Origin of the sequence: Streptomyces iconiensis (assembly GCF_028657195.3) — a bacterium.
In the GTDB taxonomy this organism is placed as follows: domain Bacteria; phylum Actinomycetota; class Actinomycetes; order Streptomycetales; family Streptomycetaceae; genus Streptomyces; species Streptomyces iconiensis.
Genome location: NZ_JANCPR020000079.1, coordinates 1 through 19,607, shown reverse-complemented (window position 1 = coordinate 19,607; position 19,607 = coordinate 1). Strand labels below are relative to the sequence as shown.

Annotated in this window: 14 protein-coding genes; 4 read left to right on the top strand and 10 right to left on the bottom strand. The window is 71.7% G+C overall.

Annotated features, from left to right (window positions below; all coding sequences use genetic code 11):
- Nucleotides 1-11 precede the first annotated feature (11 nt).
- The 5 genes from NMN56_RS41120 to NMN56_RS41100 form a co-directional block, all read right to left on the bottom strand.
- The gene (locus NMN56_RS41120; RefSeq protein WP_274043965.1) at nucleotides 12-1,238 is read right to left on the bottom strand and encodes a GNAT family N-acetyltransferase; all 1,227 of its coding nucleotides are present in this window, start codon (nucleotides 1,236-1,238) and stop codon (nucleotides 12-14) included.
- Between the two features lie 177 nt (nucleotides 1,239-1,415).
- Nucleotides 1,416-2,771 carry a magnesium transporter gene (gene mgtE / locus NMN56_RS41115; protein WP_274043964.1) on the bottom strand — a complete coding sequence of 452 codons (1,356 nt, stop codon included), beginning with the start codon at nucleotides 2,769-2,771 and terminating at the stop codon, nucleotides 1,416-1,418.
- A gap of 696 nt (nucleotides 2,772-3,467) precedes the next feature.
- Complete coding sequence (locus NMN56_RS41110; protein WP_274043963.1) at nucleotides 3,468-6,008, bottom strand: ABC transporter permease; 2,541 nt, start codon at nucleotides 6,006-6,008, stop codon at nucleotides 3,468-3,470.
- A complete protein-coding gene (locus tag NMN56_RS41105) occupies nucleotides 6,005-6,877 on the bottom strand; it encodes an ABC transporter ATP-binding protein (RefSeq protein ID WP_274043962.1) in 873 nt (290 codons plus the stop codon). Before NMN56_RS41105 ends, NMN56_RS41110 begins: the two co-directional genes overlap by 4 nt.
- Nucleotides 6,878-7,074: 197 nt before the next feature.
- Entirely contained in the window at nucleotides 7,075-8,232 is a 1,158-nt protein-coding gene (locus NMN56_RS41100; RefSeq protein WP_274043960.1) for a SpoIIE family protein phosphatase, read from the bottom strand.
- 182 nt (nucleotides 8,233-8,414) lie between these two features.
- Between NMN56_RS41100 and NMN56_RS41095 the strand changes: the two genes are divergently transcribed.
- On the top strand, nucleotides 8,415-9,668 hold the full coding sequence (locus NMN56_RS41095) for a GNAT family N-acetyltransferase (RefSeq protein ID WP_274043957.1): 1,254 nt from the start codon (nucleotides 8,415-8,417) through the stop codon (nucleotides 9,666-9,668).
- A gap of 162 nt (nucleotides 9,669-9,830) precedes the next feature.
- On the opposite strand, the gene NMN56_RS41090 is transcribed toward NMN56_RS41095, so the two are convergent.
- The 4 genes from NMN56_RS41090 to NMN56_RS41075 all read right to left on the bottom strand — a co-directional run bounded on the left by NMN56_RS41090 (nucleotide 9,831) and on the right by NMN56_RS41075 (nucleotide 13,038).
- The gene (locus NMN56_RS41090) at nucleotides 9,831-10,718 is read right to left on the bottom strand and encodes an Fpg/Nei family DNA glycosylase (protein ID WP_274043956.1); all 888 of its coding nucleotides are present in this window, start codon (nucleotides 10,716-10,718) and stop codon (nucleotides 9,831-9,833) included.
- 91 nt (nucleotides 10,719-10,809) lie between these two features.
- A complete protein-coding gene (locus NMN56_RS41085) occupies nucleotides 10,810-11,295 on the bottom strand; it encodes a ribose-5-phosphate isomerase (RefSeq protein WP_274043955.1) in 486 nt (161 codons plus the stop codon).
- 168 nt (nucleotides 11,296-11,463) lie between these two features.
- Complete coding sequence (locus NMN56_RS41080) at nucleotides 11,464-12,048, bottom strand: hypothetical protein (RefSeq protein WP_274043953.1); 585 nt, start codon at nucleotides 12,046-12,048, stop codon at nucleotides 11,464-11,466.
- A 381-nt stretch (nucleotides 12,049-12,429) separates the two neighbouring features.
- Nucleotides 12,430-13,038: a biotin transporter BioY gene (locus NMN56_RS41075; RefSeq protein WP_274043952.1), complete on the bottom strand. Its 609-nt coding sequence runs from the start codon at nucleotides 13,036-13,038 to the stop codon at nucleotides 12,430-12,432.
- A 352-nt stretch (nucleotides 13,039-13,390) separates the two neighbouring features.
- Here NMN56_RS41075 and NMN56_RS41070 point away from each other — a divergent pair, with 352 nt between their 5' ends.
- Nucleotides 13,391-14,827, top strand: coding sequence for an amino acid permease (locus NMN56_RS41070; RefSeq protein ID WP_274043950.1), 1,437 nt, complete (start codon nucleotides 13,391-13,393; stop codon nucleotides 14,825-14,827).
- Nucleotides 14,828-14,978: 151 nt separating this feature from the next.
- Nucleotides 14,979-15,620, top strand: a complete 642-nt coding sequence (locus tag NMN56_RS41065) for a superoxide dismutase (RefSeq protein ID WP_274043949.1) — start codon at nucleotides 14,979-14,981, stop codon at nucleotides 15,618-15,620.
- A 246-nt stretch (nucleotides 15,621-15,866) separates the two neighbouring features.
- Here NMN56_RS41065 and NMN56_RS41060 read toward each other — a convergent pair whose 3' ends face one another.
- On the bottom strand, nucleotides 15,867-16,496 hold the full coding sequence (locus tag NMN56_RS41060) for a DsbA family protein (protein ID WP_274043948.1): 630 nt from the start codon (nucleotides 16,494-16,496) through the stop codon (nucleotides 15,867-15,869).
- Between the two features lie 161 nt (nucleotides 16,497-16,657).
- Here NMN56_RS41060 and pepN point away from each other — a divergent pair, with 161 nt between their 5' ends.
- A complete protein-coding gene (gene pepN, locus NMN56_RS41055) occupies nucleotides 16,658-19,255 on the top strand; it encodes an aminopeptidase N (protein ID WP_274043947.1) in 2,598 nt (865 codons plus the stop codon).
- Nucleotides 19,256-19,607 lie beyond the last annotated feature (352 nt).

Genomic DNA, 19,607 nt, shown 5'->3' with positions numbered 1-19,607 from the left:
CGGCTCCCCGGTCAGAACTCGTCGACGGTGTGCGGCAGCCGGGGTGTGCGCAGCGCGGCGTCGAGCTGGTCGGCCGCACCCGGTGTGTGCTCCGTGACCACACCGGCCGCGACCAGGTCGCTCACGCGGGTGCCGCCCAGATAGCAGGAGGCCAGATCGCGCACGGCGAAGGTGAGGTCCGGGCGCTCCTCCGTGGGCGTGCAGGCGGGGTTCCCAGGAGACACGGTCAGCCGGTGGCGGCCCGCGTTGGCGGGAACCGTCTCGTCGGTCACCTCCAGTACGAGGTCGGCGGGCGCCGCCCATGAGCGGGCCTCCAGTGCGGCGCCCACGTCGATGAGGCGCACCCACAGTGCGGGGAACTCGCTGGTCACGCGGACCTGGTCACGGTCGGCCGCGAACAGGAACAGCGGGTCGTCCAGCGGGCGGCCCCACGCGCGGACCGTTCCCGTCAGGTCGATCGAGGCGAGATAGCGCCACAACGCCGCCGCTACGGCCGGGGATTCGGCCTCCAGTTCGTCGAGACGTACGAGGCCGGGGCCCTCGTCCTGCGACTTGGTGCGGTAGATCGCGTATCCGGCGAGGGGTTCGCCGAGCGCCACCACGCGCGGCGGCGAGAAGTCCTCGTCCTCCTCGTCCTTCTCGGGCAGCCAGCTCTCGCGCCACCACCACTCGCTGCGCGCGGAGCGTCCAGCACGGGCCGACCGTGTGCTGTCGTAGTACGCGTCGAGGACGCCGGGGGCCTTTGCCGGATCGACCAGGCGCAGCGGGCGCTCGTCGGGCTCGATGCGCAGGGCCAGCGGGCGGCGGGAGTCGATCTCGACCGTGGCACCGTACGTGCCGGGGCCGAAGCCGAAGCGGCCGTAGATCGACGCCTCCGATGCCCACAGCGCGGACAGCGGGGCGCCCTGCTCGCCGCACCTGGCGTACAGCTCCGCGATCATGCCGGAGAGCACCCCGCGACGGCGGTGCGTGGGCGCGACGGAGACGAACGTCAGCGCCGGGCACGGCAGTTCGCCGCCCGGCACGGACAGCTCGAACGGGAGCGCGGCTGCGAGGCCGACCAACTCGTCGCCGTCGTAGGCGCCGATGCGCAGGCTCATCCGCAGCGAGTCACGGTGTTGCTTGCGGATCGTCTCGTCGTCCGGCACTTCGTGGAAGACGAGATAGGCCAGCGCGAGGGCGCTGTCGATCTGAGCCTCGGGGATCTCACGGAACTGGACGGAGGGGCGAGATTTCATATTCCGGACCTTAACCGCCGGATCTCGCACATTCATCCGGGTTTTCTGTGCCCTGGGCCCGAGCGTGAGCGGTCACCTGGGATGCCACCTGGGGTGCCACCTGGGACATCACTTGGGATGTCACCTGAACCAACGCCTGAACCTTACGGAATGTGCCGGGCGTCGCCGGGGTGTCCGTCAGATGTCGAGCATCAGGTTGGCCACCGTGAAGTAGATCACCAGGCCCGTCGCGTCGACGAGGGTCGTGACCATCGGGGCCGAGACCACGGCGGGGTCGATCCGCAGCCGCTTCGCGAGCAGCGGCATCATGCCGCCCACCGTCGCGGCCCAGGAACAGATGATCACCAGCGTGATGCCCACCACCAGCGCGACATCGGCGCCCACGAAGAAGGTGCCCAGCACCAGGCCCAGCGTGGCCAGCAGCAGTCCGAGTACCAGGCCCACCCGGCACTCGCGCCAGATCACCGCGAACAGGTCGGTACCGCGCACCTCGCCCACCGCCAGCGCGCGCACCGCCGAAGTGGCCGCCTGCGCACCGGTGTTGCCGCCGGTACCGATCAGCAGGGGGATGAACATCGCCAGCTGTGTTGCCTGTTCGAGGGTGCCCTCGAAGAACTGCGTCACGCTGACCGTCAGCGTCGCGGCGAGCAGAAGCAGCAGCAGCCAGAGCACGCGGTACCGGGCCAACTGCCATACCGAAGCGGCCATGTAGTGCCCGGCCCACGGCGCCGAACCGGACTGGCGCGCGACGTCCTCGGTGTCCGCCGCCTCGATGACCTCCACGGCGTCGTCGATGGTCAGCAGCCCCACGAGCCGGTCCTCGCTGTCCACGACCGGCAGGTCCAGCACGTTCGTCTCGCGCATCAGCCGCGCCGCGTCCTCCGCCGGGTCCGTGGCGTGCGCACGGGGCGCCTCCGTGACGACCAGGTCCGCGACCGTACGGTCCTGCGGGCTCAGCACCAGTTCCTTCAGCTCCACCACGCCCGTCAGGCGGCGGCCCGAGTCCACGACGGGCAGCGTGTAGACGGTCTCCGCTTCGGCGCCGCGCGCCCGCACCCGCTCAAGCGCCTGCTCGACGGTGAGGTGCTGGTTGAGGGGGACCGTCTCCGGGGTCATGTAGCGGCCGACGGAACCCTCCGGGTAGCCCAGCAGCGCCGCCGTCACCCGGCGCTCGCGGGGGCTGAGCCCAGCCAGTACGCGCTGCGCGATCTTCGCGGGGGCCTCGCGGAGCATACGGACGCGGTCGTCCGGGTCCATGCCCTCCACGACGTCGTGGAACGCCGTGTCGCGCAGGCCCATCAGGATCGCCTGCTGGTCGACCGGCTCCAGCTCCTCGAACACCGTGACGGCCTTGTCCTTGGACAGCAGCCTGAACGCCACGACGGCGTCGACGTTGTCCATGCGCGCCAGCTCGTCGGCGATGAGGTGGGGTTGGCGCTCGTCCAGCCAGCGCTGGGCCCCGGTCAGATCCTGGCGTTCCAGGGCATTCTGAAGTCCGGTGGGCAGCTCGTCGGGCAGCTGTGATTGCGTCATGGCGGGGTCCTCGACTGAACGGTGCGGAAAGGGTGTCCTCACGCGTCTCGCACCGCGCTTCGCTCCCTGCGGGTCCCTGGTCCTCCTCGGACCTGACCGCGCCCGGCTCCTGGTGGCGCCCGGGGTCCTGGTGATGCCTCGGCCCTGGCGGCGCCTGGTCCGGTTGCGTCCGGACCCAGGTGGCCCGACCTCAGGTGGCCTGCGCCCAGTTTGCTGGGTCAGGCCCGCTGCGGGGGGAGTGTGGCGGTGCCGGATGGTCGACTGGGAGGCTCGCTTCGCGCTGGCATGGCGTGGGCCACCTCCCTGGATTCCTCGGTCTCACACGACGGCGCCCAGGATAGCCCCTCACCGTTGCGGCTGCCGCCGCCCCGCCTATGCGGCTGCTGCCGCCCCGCCTTCCCGCCTTCCCGCTGGCGTGGGTCGGCACCGCCGGGCCCCGGCGTCGTGGCTGGTCGCCGTCGCGGCGGGGAGGGGAGGGGGAGGCGTGCTGGACCCTCCCCCGCTGCCCCCGCCAAGGGCGGTTCGGCACCGCCGGGCCCCGGCGTCGTGGCTGATCGCCGTCGCGGCGGGGAAAAGGGGGCTCTCCGACGCGGCGGGGAAAAGGGGGGCTCTCCGACGCGGCGGCGGGGCTCCGACGCGGTGGCGGGGCTCCGACGCGGTGGCGGGGCTCCGTGGTGGTGGGGGTGAGGGGTGCGGTCAGGTGTGGCGTAGGGCTGCTCTGGCGGGGGCCGTGGTGGAGAGGAGGGTGAGGGTGAGGATGGAGAGGGCGAAGGCGGCGTAGAGGAGTGGGGGGATGTGGGGGGTCGTTTCGAAGAGGCCCTGGGTCATGGGGGTCAGGGTGACGAGGGCGATGGCGGTGCCCAGGGCGATGCCGGAGAGGGCGATCACCGCCGCCTCCCAGTGGATCATCCGGAGCACCTGCCGCCGGGTGGAGCCGATCAGGCGGAGGGTGCCCAGTTCGGTGCGGCGTTCGGCGACCGTCATCACGAGGGTGTTGGCCGCGGCGACGGCGGCGAACCCCGCCAGGACGAGGGCCATCGTGCGGTTGCCCCAGGCGTTGACCTCGCGGTCGCGGTCGGCGGCCTGGGCGTAAGCGGCCTTGTCGGCGACCGCGCCGATCCCCTGGAGTGCGCGGGTGACCGCCCCGGAGTCGGCGCCCTTCGTCTCGCGTACGAGGACTTCGCTGTCGTACGCCGAGGTGACATGTCCCGTGAGGGCCGTACGGGGCAGGGTGACGGCGGGCAGGCCGGTGCCGCGGGAGTAGACGGCGGCGACGCGGGGGGCGGCCTTCGTGCCGTCGGGCAGGCGTATGCGTATGCGGTCGCCGACCGCGGCGCGCGCGCCCTTGGCGACGAGCCGGTCGACGGCGACGGTGCCCTCGCGCAGCCCGGCGGACCTGTGACCTTCGGCAGCGGTGCCGTCGAGGGAGCCTTCCCGTAGGCCGAGGTCCTGGACCGCGGTGAGGGCGCGGCCTCCCCCGCTGACGCCCTGAGCCTCGTAGGACTGGAGCAAGGCGCCGTCGGCGTGGATCTCGACGAGCACGTTGGTGCGCTGCACTCCTACGGCGGCGGCGACGCCGGGGGTGGCCGCGGCGCGTGCGGCGGCTGTGTGCGGGAGGCCGGTGTCCGTTCCGGCCGCTCCGGTCAGGATGTGGTCGGCGCTGATGCCGTCGCGCTGCTGGGCGGCGGCCTCGCGGGTCTGGCTGGTCTGGAGGAAGATCAGGGTCGAGCAGAAGGCCATGGCGAGCACGACGGGGGTGAGCGCCGAGGCCAGACGGCGTGCGTGCGCCCAGGAGTTGGCCGCCGCCAGCTGGGCGGGGGCCGTACCGGCGCGCAGGGGCAGGCCGAGCAGCCAGGCGCACGCCTTGGCGAGGTACTGGCCGAGCAGGCCGACGGCCGTCATGAGGAGCATGACGACGCCGAGCGCCAGGTTCGCCGCGTCCTCGCCGCCGGCGGAGGCCGCGAGGCGGCCCATGGCGATGCCGCCGCCGAGGGCACCGAGACCGAGGACCGTACGGATGATGCCGGGCCGGAACCGTTCGCGGGACGCCTCGCTGAGGGCGAGCCCCGGCTTGATCTTCGCGGGGCGGCGGGCTGCCGCGTAGCCGGCGAGCAGGGCGGTGACGATGACGGCACCGAGCGCCACGTAGACCGGGATGAACGAGAGCTGGAGGCCGAGGTTGGCCGGCACGGCGCCGCGGGAGCGCAGTTCGCCGAACCACCAGCGGGCGAGGGCGACCCCGGGCAGGCAGCCGAGTGCTCCCGCGAGGGGTGCGACGAACAGCGCCTCGGTGGCGACGGATCTGCGGATCTGCCGGGGCGCGGCGCCGATGGCGCGCAACAGCGCGAACTCGCGGCGGCGTTGGGAGACGGACAGCGCGACCGTACCGGCCGCTGTGAAGACGGCGGTCATGGTGGCGACGCCGCCGAAGGAGAAGCCGAGCGCGGTGAGGGCTTCCTTGGCGTAGGCGATGCCGGAGTTCTCGGCCGCACCGCGTGCCGTGCCGGTGTGGACGCGCGCGTCCTGGTTCTTGAGTGCCGTGCGCAGGCGGTCGGCCACGGTACCGGGGTCGGCGCCGCGTGCGGTGAGAACGGCGAGCGCGTCGGCCTTGCCGGGGTGTCCAGCGAGGGCCTGGGCGCGGGGGTCGGTGAACCAGACGCCGTCGCCCGTGGCGCGTGCGAGCCCCGTGACGCGGAAGTCCCGGTCGCCCTGGGCCGTGGTGAGGGTGACGGTGGCGCCGGCGCGTGCGTGCAGCACCCTGGCCGTGGAGGCGGCGAGGACCACGTCGCGGCCGGTACGGGGCGGCGCCCCGCTGTCGAGGCCCGTACCGGTGAAGGCGTGGGAGCCCCAACCGTGGCCCGTGAGGCGGGTGTTGCCCGCACGCGCCGTGAGGGTGAAGGTCGTGTCGGGTACGGCGCGCGTGACACCGGGCACCGCGGCGGCGGTACGCGCGGTCTTCGCGGCGTCGAGACGGGCCCGTTCGGGTACGGGGGCGCCCTCGTCGGAGCGGTCGTCGCCCGTGCCGGTGACGAAGTGGGACCGCTGGTCGGCCGTGACGACGACGGGCGCTCCGGCATAGCGCTCGGGCGGGACGGAGGCACGCAGTCCGGTCTCGGCGAGGAAGCCGCACGCGGAAATGATCATCGCCGCCATGGCGAGCGCCACGAACGTTCCGGCGAAGGAGACGGGCTTGAAGCGGACGGCGGCACGCGCCAGTCCGTTGGGGCGCAGTGTCACGCTGCGACCCGCGCGTAGGGCGTACCGGTGTGCGCGGCACCGGGTACGGCGGCCGTGAGCTGGGTCATCCGTGTGGCGATGTGCTCGGCGGCCTGCGGCACGCTCAGGGACGGGTCGCGCTCCAGGTGTCCCGCGAGGGCGCCGTCGGCGAGGAAGAGCACGCGGTCGGCGTGCGCCGCCGCTGTCGGGTCGTGGGTGACCATGACGACGGTCGCGCCGTAGGTGCTCCCGTGTCCGTTCGGAGCCGGGGACGCAGGTGTGTCGACCGCGTTCCGCAGCAGCGCGAGGACTTCGGCCGCCGTGCCGGTGTCCAGGGCGCCCGTCGGCTCGTCGGCGAAGATCACGTCGGGCCGTGTGACCAGTGCGCGCGCGAGCGCGACGCGCTGCTGCTGACCGCCGGAGAGCTGGTCGGGGCGGCGCCTGGCGTACTCCCCCAGCCCCACCTGGCCCAGCACCTCGGCGGCGCGGTCGCGGTCGGCGCGGCGGCCGGCGAGGCGCAGTGGGAGGAGCACGTTCTGCTCGGCCGTCAGGGAGGGCAGCAGGTTGAACGCCTGGAAGACGAAGCCGAGTCGGGTGCGGCGCAGCACCGTCAGCTTGTTCTCGCTCAGGGAGCTGATCTCGGTGCCCGCGAGGTGGACGGTGCCCGAGGTGGGCCGGTCCAGGCCGGCAGCGCACTGGAGGAACGTCGACTTCCCGGAGCCGGAGGGGCCCATCACGGCGGTGAAGCTGCGGTGCGCGAGCGTGAGGTCGATGCCGCGCAGGGCGTGCACGCTACGGCCGTAGCGCCGTGTGACGGCGCGCAGTTCCACGGCACCGTGCGCCTGCGTGCGCGCCTCCTCGTTCGGGGGGCGCTCGGGGCGTCGGCCCATGGTGTTCTCCGCCTTCGCTCGATCCGGCTCTTTCCTTGCCTCGAACGTACGGAGCAGGGGTGGCCCGTGGCCATGACGGTTGCCGCCGGATCGGCGGTGGGGGAAACCCCCGCCCGGGGGTGGTGTGTACAGGCCCTCGCAGGTCGGCGGGGTGTCGGCCGCGACGGATCGGCCCTTGGCCGCGGCAAGGTCGGAGGTCAGCCGCGGCAGATGAGGAGGAGGGCGCGGTCGTCGTTGACGTCGCGGGCCACGGACTCGATGAGGTGCCAGGCGGCGCCGTGGAAGCTGGAGGCGACATAGCGGTCGGCCTCGCCCGTGAGGCGGTCGATGCCCTCGGTGAGGTCGCGTTCGGCGGTCTCGACCAGTCCGTCGGTGAACAGCATCAGCACGTCTCCGCGCCGCAGCGTGCCCTTGACAGGGTCGAACTCGGCCCCGTCGTACACCCCGAGCAGCGGGCCCTCGGCCGCCTTCTCCTCCCATTTCCCCGAACCGGCGTTGAGCTGCATCGCGGGTACGTGTCCCGCGGAGAGCAGTTCGTAGTCGCCGCTGTCGAGGTCGAGGACGAGGTGCACGGAGGTGGCGAAGCCCTCGTCCCAGGACTGGCGCAGCAGATAGCCGTTGGCCGCGGGCAGGAAGGCGTGCGGGGGCAGCGAGCCGAGCAGCCCTCCGAAGGCGCCGGACAGCAGGAGGGCGCGTGAGGCGGCGTCCATGCCCTTGCCCGAGACATCGGTGAGGACGACTTCGAGGGTGCGGCTGCCGGGCCCCGTACGCGCCGCCACGACGAAGTCGCCCGAGAAGGACTGGCCGCCGGCGGGCCGCAGCGCCATCTCGCGGTGCCAGCCGGCGGGCAGCTTGGGCAACTTGCTCTGGACGCGGATGCGTTCGCGCAGGTCGAAGAGCATGGTGCCGCCGCGCCGCCAGGGGACGCCGACACGGCTGCGGAACTGCGCGATGAGCAGCCCCGAGAGCCCGGCGGCTGCGACGACGAGGATGGTGCCGGGCGTGACGCGCCCCGCGCCGTCCGAGTAGGGGCCGAGCAGCAGCGACTCGACCATGAGCGCGACGGCGGAGGTGGCGTACAGCGCGAGGAGGCTGGCGGGCCGCAGCAGCAGTCCGCCGGCCGTGATCGGCAGGACGAGCGCCTCGGGCGAGCACCACAGCGGATTGAGTACGGTGGCCGCGGTGAGCGCGGGGACGGTGAGCAGCAGCCCGGCGAGCGCGACCCAGTCGGAGGCGCCGCCGCGGAAGTAGTCGACGGCGGCCCGGCGCAGGGTGGTGCGGACCCGGTGCAGCGCCTTGTGCGCGTGATGCAACCGGGTCGTCAAAGGTGAGAGTCCCGCGCGGCGTTCCGCCATGCCCCGGGACCCTATCCACCAGTTCGGTTGCGCGTCGATTCCCGGCGCGTCCGCAGAAGTCCGCCGCTCGGTCCCCGCGCGTGCAGGCGCACGTGCAGGTGCTTCCGTACCCGCCTGGCAGCGCTTCCACAAGAGGGCAAATGCGTTCGCGCCGGGGCGAACGCCCTGCTAGTGATGGCTGTATGACTACTGAACCGCGGACGCTCCGGGCTTCGGAATGGGACGTCTGGTACGACAAGTTGATGAGCGCTTTCGCCGTCACCAAGTCCCCTGAGGAGCGCGAACTGGACCGCTCACTGACCGAGCCGGAGCGCTCGATCGGGGTCTGGGACGGTGACGAACCCGTAGGGACGGCGGGGCTGTTGTCGTTCCGTATGGCGGTGCCGGGCGGCGCGGTCGTGCCCACGGCGGGCGTGACGATGGTGAGCGTGGCCGCCACGCACCGCAGGCGCGGCGTCCTCAGATCCATGATGCGGCGGCAGTTGGAGGACCTGCGTGCCTCGGGCCGTGAGCCGCTGGTGGGGCTGACGGCCTCGGAACCGGAGATCTACGGCAGGTTCGGGTACGGGCTGGCGGCGCGGGCCCTGTGGGCCGACATCGACACCGGCCGGGTCGCCCTGGAGCTGCCCCGCGAACTGGCGGCGGACGCGGCGCGGTTGCGGCTGCGCCAGGTGGACGAGGCAGCCGTCGTACGGGACGCGTGCGAGGCCGTCTACGCGCGCCGCGTGCCTGAGCGCCCCGGAATGCTGGAGCGGGGCCCGGGCTGGGAGCGGAAACCGCTGCTCGACGCGGAGCGCTTGCGCGGGGGTGCCTCGCCGCTGCGCGCCGTGCTGGCGCTGCGGGACGGTGAGCCCGTGGGGTTCGCGCGGTACGCGGTCAGGCCCGGCTGGTCGGCGCGGGGCTCAGCGGAGGCCGAGGTGGTGCTGCGCGACCTGGAGGCGCTGGATCCGGCGGCGCACGCGGCGCTGTGGCAGTTCCTGTGGGGGATCGATCTGACCACGGTGCTGCGGGTTTCCGCCCGCCCGCTGGACGATCCGTGGCAGTACCTGGTCAGCGATGTGCGCCGGTGCGGGGCGAGTTGGCGCGACGGGCTCTTTCTGCGGCCCGTTGAGGTGGGCGCGGCGCTGGCCGCGCGCTCGTACGCGCGGCCCGTGGATGTCGTGATCGAGGTCGAGGACGACTTCTGCCCCTGGAACACGGGGCGTTGGCGCCTCTCGGGCGACGACAAGGGCGCGGTGTGCGCGCCGACCCGCGAGCCGGCCGACCTGTCGCTGTCCGTAAGGGAGTTGGGGGCCGCGTATCTGGGCGGCACCTCGCTGGCTGCGCTGGAGCGCGCGGGGCTCGTACGGGAGGCGCGGCCGGGGTCGGGGGCGCTGCGGGAGGCGGCGACGGCGTTCCTGAGCGACGTGGAACCGTGGCTTCCGCACACCTTCTGAGGACCCGTGTGCGGAGGCGCTCGCACCGCGAGCACCGCGCGGGAGGCCCCTTAGCCGTTCACGGAGAGCGCCTCGCGGAGGGGCTCTTCACCTGAGACCGCCTGAGGCTGAGACCGCCTGAGGTTGAGGTCACCTGAGGCTGAGGCCACCTGAGGCGATGTGTCAGCGTCGCTGGCAGCAGGGGCACCAGAAGAGGTTGCGGGCCGCGAGTTCAGCGGTGCTGACGGGGGTGCCGCACAGGTGGCAGGGCATGTGGGCGCGGCGGTACACGTACACCTCACCACCGTGGTCGTCCACGCGCGGGGCCCGGCCCATGGCCTCGGGGGTGTGTTCTTCGCGCACGGTGTCGATGCGGTTGTTGCGCACGCCCTCGTGCATGAGCGCGACCAGGTCCGACCAGATGGCCTCCCATTCGGCCCGGGTCAGCTCGCGCCCCGTACGGTACGGGTCGATGCCGAGCCGGAAGAGGACCTCGGCGCGGTAGACGTTGCCGACGCCCGCGACGATCTTCTGGTCCATGAGCAGCGCGGCGACCGTGGTCCGGCTGCGGGAGATACGGGCCCACGCGGCCTCGGGGTCCGAGGCGGGGCGCAGCGGGTCGGGCCCGAGGCGGTCGTGCACGGCCTGCTTCTCGGGCTCGGTGATCAGCTCGCAGCGGGTGGGGCCGCGCAGATCCGCGTAGTGCGCCGCGCCCTCACCGCCCGTTCCGGCCCCGTCCGCCGTCCGGGTCCTGGCCGCCGTCCGGGCCCTGCCCCCCGCTGCCTCGGGGGTGGCGAGCCGCAGCCTGACCTGGCCGACGGGCGCGGGCGCCCGGCCCTCGCCGAAGCCGAACTTGCCGTACAGACCGAGGTGCACGTGCACCCAGCCGAGGGGGCCGAAGCCGAGGAAGAGGTGCTTGCCGTGCGCCTCCGTCCCGGTCAGCGTGGCGCCGTCGAGCAGCGCCGCACCGTCGGCGAACTTGCCCTGCGGGCTGGAGGCGCGCAGGGCGCGGCCGGTGAAGCGCTCGGCGCAGTCCTGCGCGAGGCGATGGATGGTGTGCCCCTCGGGCAAGCCCCCGCTCCCTTCCGTTTCCGGGGCCGCACGGCTCCGCTGCCGGGAGCCGTCGGGCGTCCCGGCCCCGCGTGGGGACCGGGATGCGGGTTCAGGGCTGGGGGTGGTGCGCGGGCACGGGCGGCAGCTCGCGGGTGCGCTCGTAGTCGTTCAGCATCCGGATACGGCGCTCATGGCGCGCGCCCTCGGAGAACGGGGTGTTGAGGAAGGTCTCCACGAACTTCTCCGCCTCCTCCGTGGTGTGCATCCGGGCACCCACGCTGATGAGGTTGGCGTTGTTGTGCTCGCGGGCGAGCGCCGCGGTCTCCTCGCTCCAGGCGAGGGCGCAGCGGGCGCCCTCCACCTTGTTGGCCGCCATCTGCTCGCCGTTGCCTGAGCCGCCGATGACGATGCCGAGCGAGCCGCTCTCGGCGACGGTGCCCTCGGCCGCCCGCAGGCAGAACGGGGGGTAGTCGTCCTCGGCGTCGTAGATGTGGGGGCCGCAGTCGACGGGCTCGTGGCCCGCCGACTTCAGCCACGCGACGAGGTGGTTCTTCAGTTCGAAACCGGCATGATCAGAGCCGAGGTACACGCGCATGACTCAGAGTGTGGCATCCCGGCTGTGCGCGGCGCCCCGCAGGGCCGCCGATCACCTGATGCGAGCCGGTGACGCGGTACGGCCCGATGACGCGGTTGCGGCCCGATTACGCGGTGCAGTCCGGTTACGCGGATGCGGGCCGCCGGCGAGGGCGGCCCGCACCGTACGTCAGCGCGGGGCGTTGTACGGGGTCTCGGCGGACGGGGTCTTGCTGTGCGGGGTGTTGGCATACGGGGTGTCGGCCAGCGGCCCATTGGCCTGCGGGGCGTGGGTCTGCGGGCCGGCCTTGTACTCGCGGATGGAGGCGCGTGCCACCAGGCGGTGCCCCTTGTTGGCCACGGGGTACGACCACAGCATGCGCACGTTGTTCCGGCAGTGCTGGCCGAGGATCTTGCCCGCCTGGGCGTCCCACAGGCCCACGCACGCCTTGTAACGCGGGGCCGTGTAGCTCCTCCAGACCCACAGGTAGCCGTAGTCGCGCTTGCAGCGCGGTGAGTAGAAGTGCTTGACCGAGGCGATGGCCTTGCCGTTGCGCTTGAGGTAGGCGGTCTTGCCGATCTGGTACAGGTCACGGCACGGCGCCGCCTGGCCGGCGGGCGCCGGCGCCTCCAGCGGTGCGGCCTGCCGGGCGGGGTTGGGCAACAGGGTGCCGCCCGACGAGCTGGAGGCGGAGGCGGCGCCCGCTGCGGGGAACAGGGCGAGCGCGGCGGTGGCCGCCATGCATGCGCCCTTGGCGGTACGGGTGAGCGGCATGGGTGGGGTTCCTCTCTGCGGAGAGCCCGGATCCGATGAGAGATCCGAACAAGGAGGGCAGATCGCCCAATTCCGGCAGAACCATACGACCGTCGCACCAGTCCGCAACGAAACACGGGGCGTGGCGCCCACCGCGTCACCCGCTCCACCCGCACCCGTCACCGGGAAGGCCCCGCGCACCCGTCACCGGGGAGGCCCCGCGGGCACGGGCCCGGAGGCCCCACGGGCACCGGCCCCCGGGGAAGGTTCCGTATCGCACAGGCGGCGGGAAGGGGCGGGGAACGCTGTGGGACCGGGCAGGAGAGAGCCCCGGAAATGGCGAACGCCGGTCTCCTCGGGCCCGTTCGGGGCTCGGGAGACCGGCGTCGTGCCGGGTACGGGTCAGCCGCGGCGGCCCGCCAGCTTCCAGGCAGCGGGCAGTGCGCCCATCGCGAGCAGCGCCTTGAGCGCGTCGCCGATCAGGAACGGTACGAGGCCCGCAGCGACCGCCTCGGTCAGGGACATCCCGGTGACGGCGGCGAGGTAGGGCACGCCGATCGCGTAGGTGACCGCCATGCCCACGATCATCGTTCCCGCCGTACGCAGCGCACCGCGGTCGCCACCGCGCCGGGCGAGCGCACCCACGGCGACGGCGGCCAGCATCATGCCGAACACATAACCGAGCGAGGGCATCCCCGCGCCCGAGGACGCCTCGGCGAACCAGGGCATCCCGGCCATGCCCGCCATCGCGTACAGGGCCAGCGCGAGGAAGCCGCGTCCCGCGCCGAGCCCGACGCCGACGAGCAGCGCGGCGAAGGTCTGCCCCGTGACGGGCACGGGCGAACCGGGAACGGGGAGCGAGACCTGCGCTGCGGCGCCGGTGAGCGCGGCGCCTCCCAGGACCAGTGCGACATCCCGTACACGGGCGCGTGCCGCGCTGGAGGCGGGCAGCAGATCGGCGAGCACTGCTCCGGGACGCGGTGTTACGGCGGCGGAAGTGAGGGCACTCATGTGGGCATCTCCGTCTGGGTCCGGCTTGCTGAATTCGGTGCCGTTCGACGCTAGCCGAATCCGCGCGTGCGCTGAGCGTGAGCGGGCGTGAGCTTGGCGACAGTGTGCGGGGTGACCGGTGTCGCGCGTGGGCGTGCGCAGGCCCCTGAGCGGGCAGGCAGTGGCGGGAAACGGACTGGTGCGGGGAGCCGGCGAAGGCACCACACTGTGGGGGCAGTGTCTGGATGCCGGAATGCGCTGCACGATTATTGAACTGCCGGGGGTGCCTCCCGAAACTGTTGGGAGCACAACAACCGCTGTGCTCCTTCCCCTGCCCCCCACACCCGACACACCACCTCAGGAACGGCCACTGATGACGCGCACCGAGACGTCCGACGCGCCACCCTCGCCCCCCGGCGAGAACGAGTCCTCCCCCCGCACGCTCGCGCACGGCCTCAAGCAGCGCCACCTCTCCATGATCGCCCTGGGGGGTGTGATCGGCGCGGGGCTGTTCGTCGGCTCGGGCGCCGGTATCGCCGCCGCCGGGCCCTCGATCGTGCTCGCTTACGCCGCCTCCGGCGCACTGGTGATGCTGGTGATGCGGATGCTCGGCGAGATGTCGGCGGCCCGGCCCGCATCCGGCTCCTTCTCCGTGCACGCCGAACGGGCCCTAGGACCTTGGGCGGGTTTCACGGCGGGCTGGATCTACTGGACGCTGCTGTGCGTCGCCATCGCCACCGAGGCGACGGCCGCCGGAAAGATCATGGTGGCCTGGCTGCCCGGCACCCACTCATGGATGTGGGTCGCGCTGTTCATGCTGATGTTCTGCGCCACGAACCTCGCCGCCGTACGGAACTTCGGTGAGTACGAGTTCTGGTTCGCCGCGCTGAAGGTGCTGGCCATCGTCGCGTTCCTGGTGCTGGGCGTGCTCGCGATAGCCGGGATGCTGCCCGGGACCTCGTCCCCCGGCACGGACAACCTCACCGGGGACGGCGGGTTCTTCCCCGCGGGCGCGGAAGGACTGATCGTCGGCCTGCTCGCCTCGGTGTTCGCCTTCGGGGGTCTGGAGACGGTGACGATCGCCGCCGCCGAGTCGGAGAAGCCGGTCTCGGGCGTCGCCAAGGCGGTCCGTACGGCGGTGTGGCGTATCGCGATCTTCTACGTGGGCTCGATGCTGGTGATCGTCACGCTGATCCCCTGGGACGACAAGTCGGTGCTCACCGGCCCCTACGCCGCCGTCCTCGACTACATCGGCATCCCTGCGGCGGCGCAGATCATGAACGTGGTCGTGCTGATCGCGCTGCTCTCCGCGATGAACGCGAACATCTACGGCGCCTCGCGGATGTCGTACTCGCTGGTCGAGCGCGGGGAAGGCCCCGCGTTCCTCAACCGCCTCAGCCGCAAGGGCGTTCCGCGCTATGCCGTGGTCGCCTCGTCCTTCTTCGGGTTCGTCGCCGTGCTGCTGAACTTCTTCTGGGAGAAGACGGTCTTCCAGTGGCTGCTGAACATGGTCGGCGCCGCCACCCTCGTCGTCTGGGGCTTCATCGCCGTCTCGCAGCTGCTGACACGGCGTCGGCTGGAGCGTACGGAGCCGGAGAAGCTCGTGGTGCGGATGTGGCTGTTCCCCGGCCTCACCCTGGTGGCGCTCGCCGGGATCGCGGCCATCCTGCTGCTGATGCTGCGCGACGGCGACACCCGTACACAGCTCGCGTTCACAGCCGGGCTGACGGTCGTGCTCGCGATCGCCGGCTATGTGCGTCAGCGGGCGCGCCCGCGGGCGCTCAGCTCGGACGGCGGAACCGGGGCGTAGGTCTTCGGACCGAGCTGACCTGCGACGTCAGGCCCATACGGACAGAGCGGAGCGGCCCCTCCAACGGGGGGCCGCTCCGCTCTGTCATGCACTGTTGCTGCTACCTTCTTGTTGCAAGTAATGTGCAATAACGCGAGCGGAGGGCGAGCACGTGGCCACGTACACCTTGCCGGAGCTGCCGTACGACTACTCCTCACTGGAGCCGGTCATCAGTGGCGAGATCATCGAACTGCATCACGACAAGCACCACGCCGCCTATGTGAAGGGGGCGAACGACACCCTGGAGCAGTTGGCGGAGGCCCGCGACAAGGACCAGTGGGGCAACATCAACGGGCTGGAGAAGAACCTCGCCTTCCACCTCTCCGGCCACATCCTGCACACCATCTACTGGCGGAACATGACCGGTGACGGCGGCGGCGAGCCCCTGGAGAAGGACGGCACGGGTCAACTGGCGGACGCCATCGCGGAGTCCTTCGGCAGTTTCGCCAAGTTCAAGGCCCAGATGACGAAGGCGTCCGCCACCACGCAGGGTTCGGGCTGGGGCGTTCTCGCCTACGAGCCCGTCACCGGGCGTCTCATCGTCGAGCAGGTCTACGACCACCAGGGCAACGTCGGCCAGGGCTCGGTCCCGATCCTGGTCTTCGACGCCTGGGAGCACGCCTTCTATCTCCAGTACCGCAACCAGAAGGTCGACTTCGTCGAGGCGATGTGGCAGGTCGTCAACTGGCAGGACGTCGCTGCCCGTTACACGGCCGCCAAGGAACGCGCCAACAACCTGCTGATCGCCCCGTAACCCGGGGAGGCGGCACACAGGTTCCCGTCCTCGTGATCGTCTTCTCAACCTTCGCGGGCAGCGGGAGAACAAGGGGGAACCCCCGTGTGGATGTGACACACGGGGGTTCTTCTGTGCGGCTTCTGTGCGGCTGGGGTGTCGGGCACCTCTGTGTGGTGTCTGGGGCTCTGTGCTGTGCCTTGGGCTCTGTCTTGTGGCGGGGGCTCTGTTCCGTGGCGGGCGCGTTGTTCGTGGCTTGTGCTGCCGTCAGTCGAAGATCGGTTCCACGTCGCGGGTGCGCTTGATCTCGAAGAAGCCCGGCGTCGAGGCGACCAGCAGCGTGCCGTCCCACAGCCCGCCGGCGGCCTCGCCCTTGGGCGCCGGGGTGACGACGGGGCCGAAGAAGGCGATCCGCCGGCCCTCGGAACCGGGTACCGCGATGACCGGCGTACCGACCTCCTCGCCGACCAGCCCGATGCCCTCCCCGTGCGAGGCACGCAGCGCCTTGTCGTACTCCTCGGTGTCGGCGGCGTCCGCGAGGGACGCGGGCAGGCCCGCCTCCTGGAGCGCCTCGACGATCAGCTCGCGGCTCCACTCGCGACCCCCCGGGTGCGCGCGGGTGCCGAGCGCGGTGTAGAGCGGGCCCAGCACCTCGTTGCCGTGCTTCTGCTCGGCGGCGATGCACACGCGAACGGGGCCCCACGCCCTCTTGTTGAACCCGGCGTACCACTCGGGCAGCTGGTCGAGCTTGTTCTCGTTGAGTACGGAGAGGCTCATCACGTGCCAGCGGACCTCCACCGGCCGCACCCTCTCCACCTCCAGCATCCACCGCGAGGTCATCCACGCCCATGGGCACGCGGGATCGAACCAGAAGTCGGCGGGCGTCTTCTCCGGCATGCGTTCTCCTCTGAGTCCAGCGGTGTTCCAGCAGTGCTGCTGGACGCGGACAACGTACGGGCACGCAGGCAGATTCCCCGATGTGCCCCGCACGGAGCACATGCGATGCTGATCGAAGTCGTTCACGAGACGAGACGTAACAGAGAAGAGGGAGCCGCGCCGTGCCCGGAGAGAACCTGACCCGCGAAGAGGCCCGGCAGCGTGCGGCGCTGCTGACAGTCAGCGGGTACGACGTGGCCCTGGACCTGCGCGACGCCGTCGGACCGCCCCCCGCGACGGGACCGCGCACCTTCCGTTCCACGACGACCGTACGGTTCGAGTGCGCCGAGGAGGGCGCCACCTCCTTCGCGGACCTGCTCGCGCCGCATGTGCACTCCGTGACCCTCAACGGCGAGTCGCTCCCCGTCGACGACGTCTTCGACGGCACCCGTGTCACGCTGCCCGGCCTGCGGGCCGACAACGAGCTGACCGTCGACGCGCAGTGCGCCTACAGCCGCACGGGCGAGGGCCTGCACCACTTCATCGACCCCGAGGACGGTGAGGTCTACCTCTACACGCAGTACGAACCCGCCGACGCGCGCCGCGTCTTCGCGAACTTCGAACAGCCCGACCTGAAGGCGCCGTTCGACGTCACCGTCACCGCGCCCGCCGACTGGACGGTCCTGAGCAACGGGGCCCGCGAGGGCGAGCCGCGTGCCCTCGACGACGGTTCGGCCGTATGGCGCTTCGCTCGCACCCGGCCCATCTCGACGTACATCACGGCCGTCGTCGCCGGCCCGTACCACTACGTCACGGACACCTACAGGCGCGCGCTGCCCGACGGCGGTGAGCTGGAGATTCCGCTGGGCGCGCTGTGCCGCAAGGGGCTCGCACGGTATTTCGACGCGGACGACGTCTTCACCGTCACCAAGCAGGGCCTGGACTTCTTCCACGACCACTTCGACTACCCGTACCCCTTCGGGAAGTACGACCAGGCGTTCGTGCCCGAGTACAACATCGGCGCCATGGAGAACCCCGGCTGCGTCACCTTCCGCGAGGAGTTCGTCTTCCGGGGCAAGGTCACCCAGGCGTCCTACGAGGGCCGCGCCAACGTGATCCTGCACGAGATGGCCCACATGTGGTTCGGCGACCTGGTCACCATGGAGTGGTGGGACGACCTGTGGCTCAAGGAGTCCTTCGCCGACTTCATGGGCGCCTTCTCGCTGGTGGAAGCCACGCGCTTCACGGACGGCTGGATCACCTTCGCCAACCGCCGCAAGTCCTGGGCCTACCGCGCCGACCAGCTCCCCTCCACCCACCCCGTCACGGCCGACATCCGCGACCTGGAGGACGCCAAGCTCAACTTCGACGGGATCACCTACGCCAAGGGCGCCTCGGTGCTGAAGCAGCTCGTCGCCTACGCGGGCAAGGACGCCTTCCTGGAGGGCGCACGCCGCTACTTCAAGCGGCACGCCTACGGCAACACCCGCCTCGAAGACCTGCTGTCCGTCCTGGAGGAGACCTCGGGCCGTGACATGGCCGCCTGGTCCAAGGCGTGGCTCCAGACCGCAGGGGTCAACACGCTCACTCCGCAGCTCACCTACGACGCGGCGGGCCGGGTCACCGAACTCGCCGTCATCCAGGAGGCGTCGGCAGCGCACCCCACGCTGCGTCCGCACCGGGTGGCCGTCGGCCTGTACCGGCGCGACCCCGTCGCGGGCACCCTGGAGCGCTACGCGCGGGCCGACGTCGATGTCGCGGGACCGCGTACGGTCGTCGGCGAGCTGGCCGGGTCCTCGCGGCCCGACCTCGTCCTCGTCAACGACGCCGATCTCACGTACTGCAAGGTCAGGTTCGACGAGGTGTCGCTGGCCACTCTGCGCGAGCACCTCGGCGAGATCACCGATCCGCTGGCGCGTGCGCTGTGCTGGTCAGCGCTGTGGAACCTCACCCGTGACGGGCTCATGCCCGCGCGTGACTTCGTCCGCCTGGTGCTGCGGTTCGCCGGGGAGGAGAGCGAGGTCGGCGTGCTGCAGATGCTGCATGGGCAGACGAAGCTCGCGCTGGAGTCGTACACCGCGCCTGCGTGGCGTGCCGAGGGGCGTGTCCTGGTGTCCGAGGGCACCGTCACGCACCTGCGGAACGCCGAGCCCGGCAGTGGGCATCAGCTCGCCTGGGCGCGGTTCCTGTCCGCCGTCGCCTCGGGCTCGCAGGAGCTGCGGCTGCTGTCCGGCATGCTGGCGGGGACGGCGCGGATCGACGGGCTCGACATCGACCAGGAACTGCGGTGGACGTTCCTGGAGACGCTCGCCGCGCACGGGCTCGCCGACGAGACTTCCCTCGACGCGGAGCTGGCGCGGGACGACACCGCGTCGGGCAAGCGGCACCATGTGCGGTGCCTTGCGGCGCGGCCTTCCGCTTCGGTCAAGGCGCGGGCGTGGGCCTCCGTCATCGAGTCGGACAAGCTGTCCAACGCGTTGGTCGAGGCGACGATTTCCGGGTTCGACCAGGCGGGGCAGGAGGAGTTGACCGCGCCGTACGCGCCCTTGTACTTCTCCGTGCTGGAGTCTGTGTGGGCCTCGCGGTCCATCGAGATCGCTATGGCGATCGTGCGGGGGTTGTTTCCCGCGTCTCAGGGGGATCAGGCGACTCTTGACGCCACGGATGCGTGGTTGGAGGGGCATCCGGGGGCGGCTTCCGCGTTGCGGCGGTTGGTTGGTGAGGCTCGGGATGATTTGGGGCGTGCGCTTGTGGCTCAGCGGGTGGATGGCCTCGCCTGAGGGTGGGCTCCGCCCTTGCCGTTGGGGTTCCCGGGGTGTGCCCCGGGGCCTCCTGGTGGGGCTTCGCCCCGTGACCCCTGTTGTTGTTCCTGTGGGTTGAAGCCCCTTCCCGTTCCTTATGGGGGCTTCGCCCCCTGGCCCCCGTTGGCCTCGCCGGCCGGGCGTCGGGGGGCTCCTCCCCCAGACTCCGTCCGGGGGGACCCCCACCCGGCAATCCCCCCGCCCAAAGGGGCTCCGCCCCCTCTGGACTCCCCCGCCCGTATCGGGTGGGGCCCTGAAGTGTCTGGGGGCGGAGAGAAGTGCGGGCAGGACTTCAGGGTGGGGGCGGATACGGGGGTGGAGGTCATAAGAA

Excerpts from the sequence above, each read along its gene's own strand:
- NMN56_RS41120 (WP_274043965.1), bottom strand. The coding sequence starts at position 1,238 with ATGAAATCTCGCCCCTCCGTCCAGTTCCGTGAGATCCCCGAGGCTCAG.
- mgtE (WP_274043964.1), bottom strand. The coding sequence starts at position 2,771 with ATGACGCAATCACAGCTGCCCGACGAGCTGCCCACCGGACTTCAGAAT.
- NMN56_RS41105 (WP_274043962.1), bottom strand. The coding sequence starts at position 6,877 with ATGGGCCGACGCCCCGAGCGCCCCCCGAACGAGGAGGCGCGCACGCAG.
- NMN56_RS41100 (WP_274043960.1), bottom strand. The coding sequence starts at position 8,232 with ATGGCGGAACGCCGCGCGGGACTCTCACCTTTGACGACCCGGTTGCAT.
- NMN56_RS41095 (WP_274043957.1), top strand. The coding sequence starts at position 8,415 with ATGACTACTGAACCGCGGACGCTCCGGGCTTCGGAATGGGACGTCTGG.
- NMN56_RS41085 (WP_274043955.1), bottom strand. The coding sequence starts at position 11,295 with ATGCGCGTGTACCTCGGCTCTGATCATGCCGGTTTCGAACTGAAGAAC.
- NMN56_RS41080 (WP_274043953.1), bottom strand. The coding sequence starts at position 12,048 with ATGCCGCTCACCCGTACCGCCAAGGGCGCATGCATGGCGGCCACCGCC.
- NMN56_RS41075 (WP_274043952.1), bottom strand. The coding sequence starts at position 13,038 with ATGAGTGCCCTCACTTCCGCCGCCGTAACACCGCGTCCCGGAGCAGTG.
- NMN56_RS41070 (WP_274043950.1), top strand. The coding sequence starts at position 13,391 with ATGACGCGCACCGAGACGTCCGACGCGCCACCCTCGCCCCCCGGCGAG.
- NMN56_RS41060 (WP_274043948.1), bottom strand. The coding sequence starts at position 16,496 with ATGCCGGAGAAGACGCCCGCCGACTTCTGGTTCGATCCCGCGTGCCCA.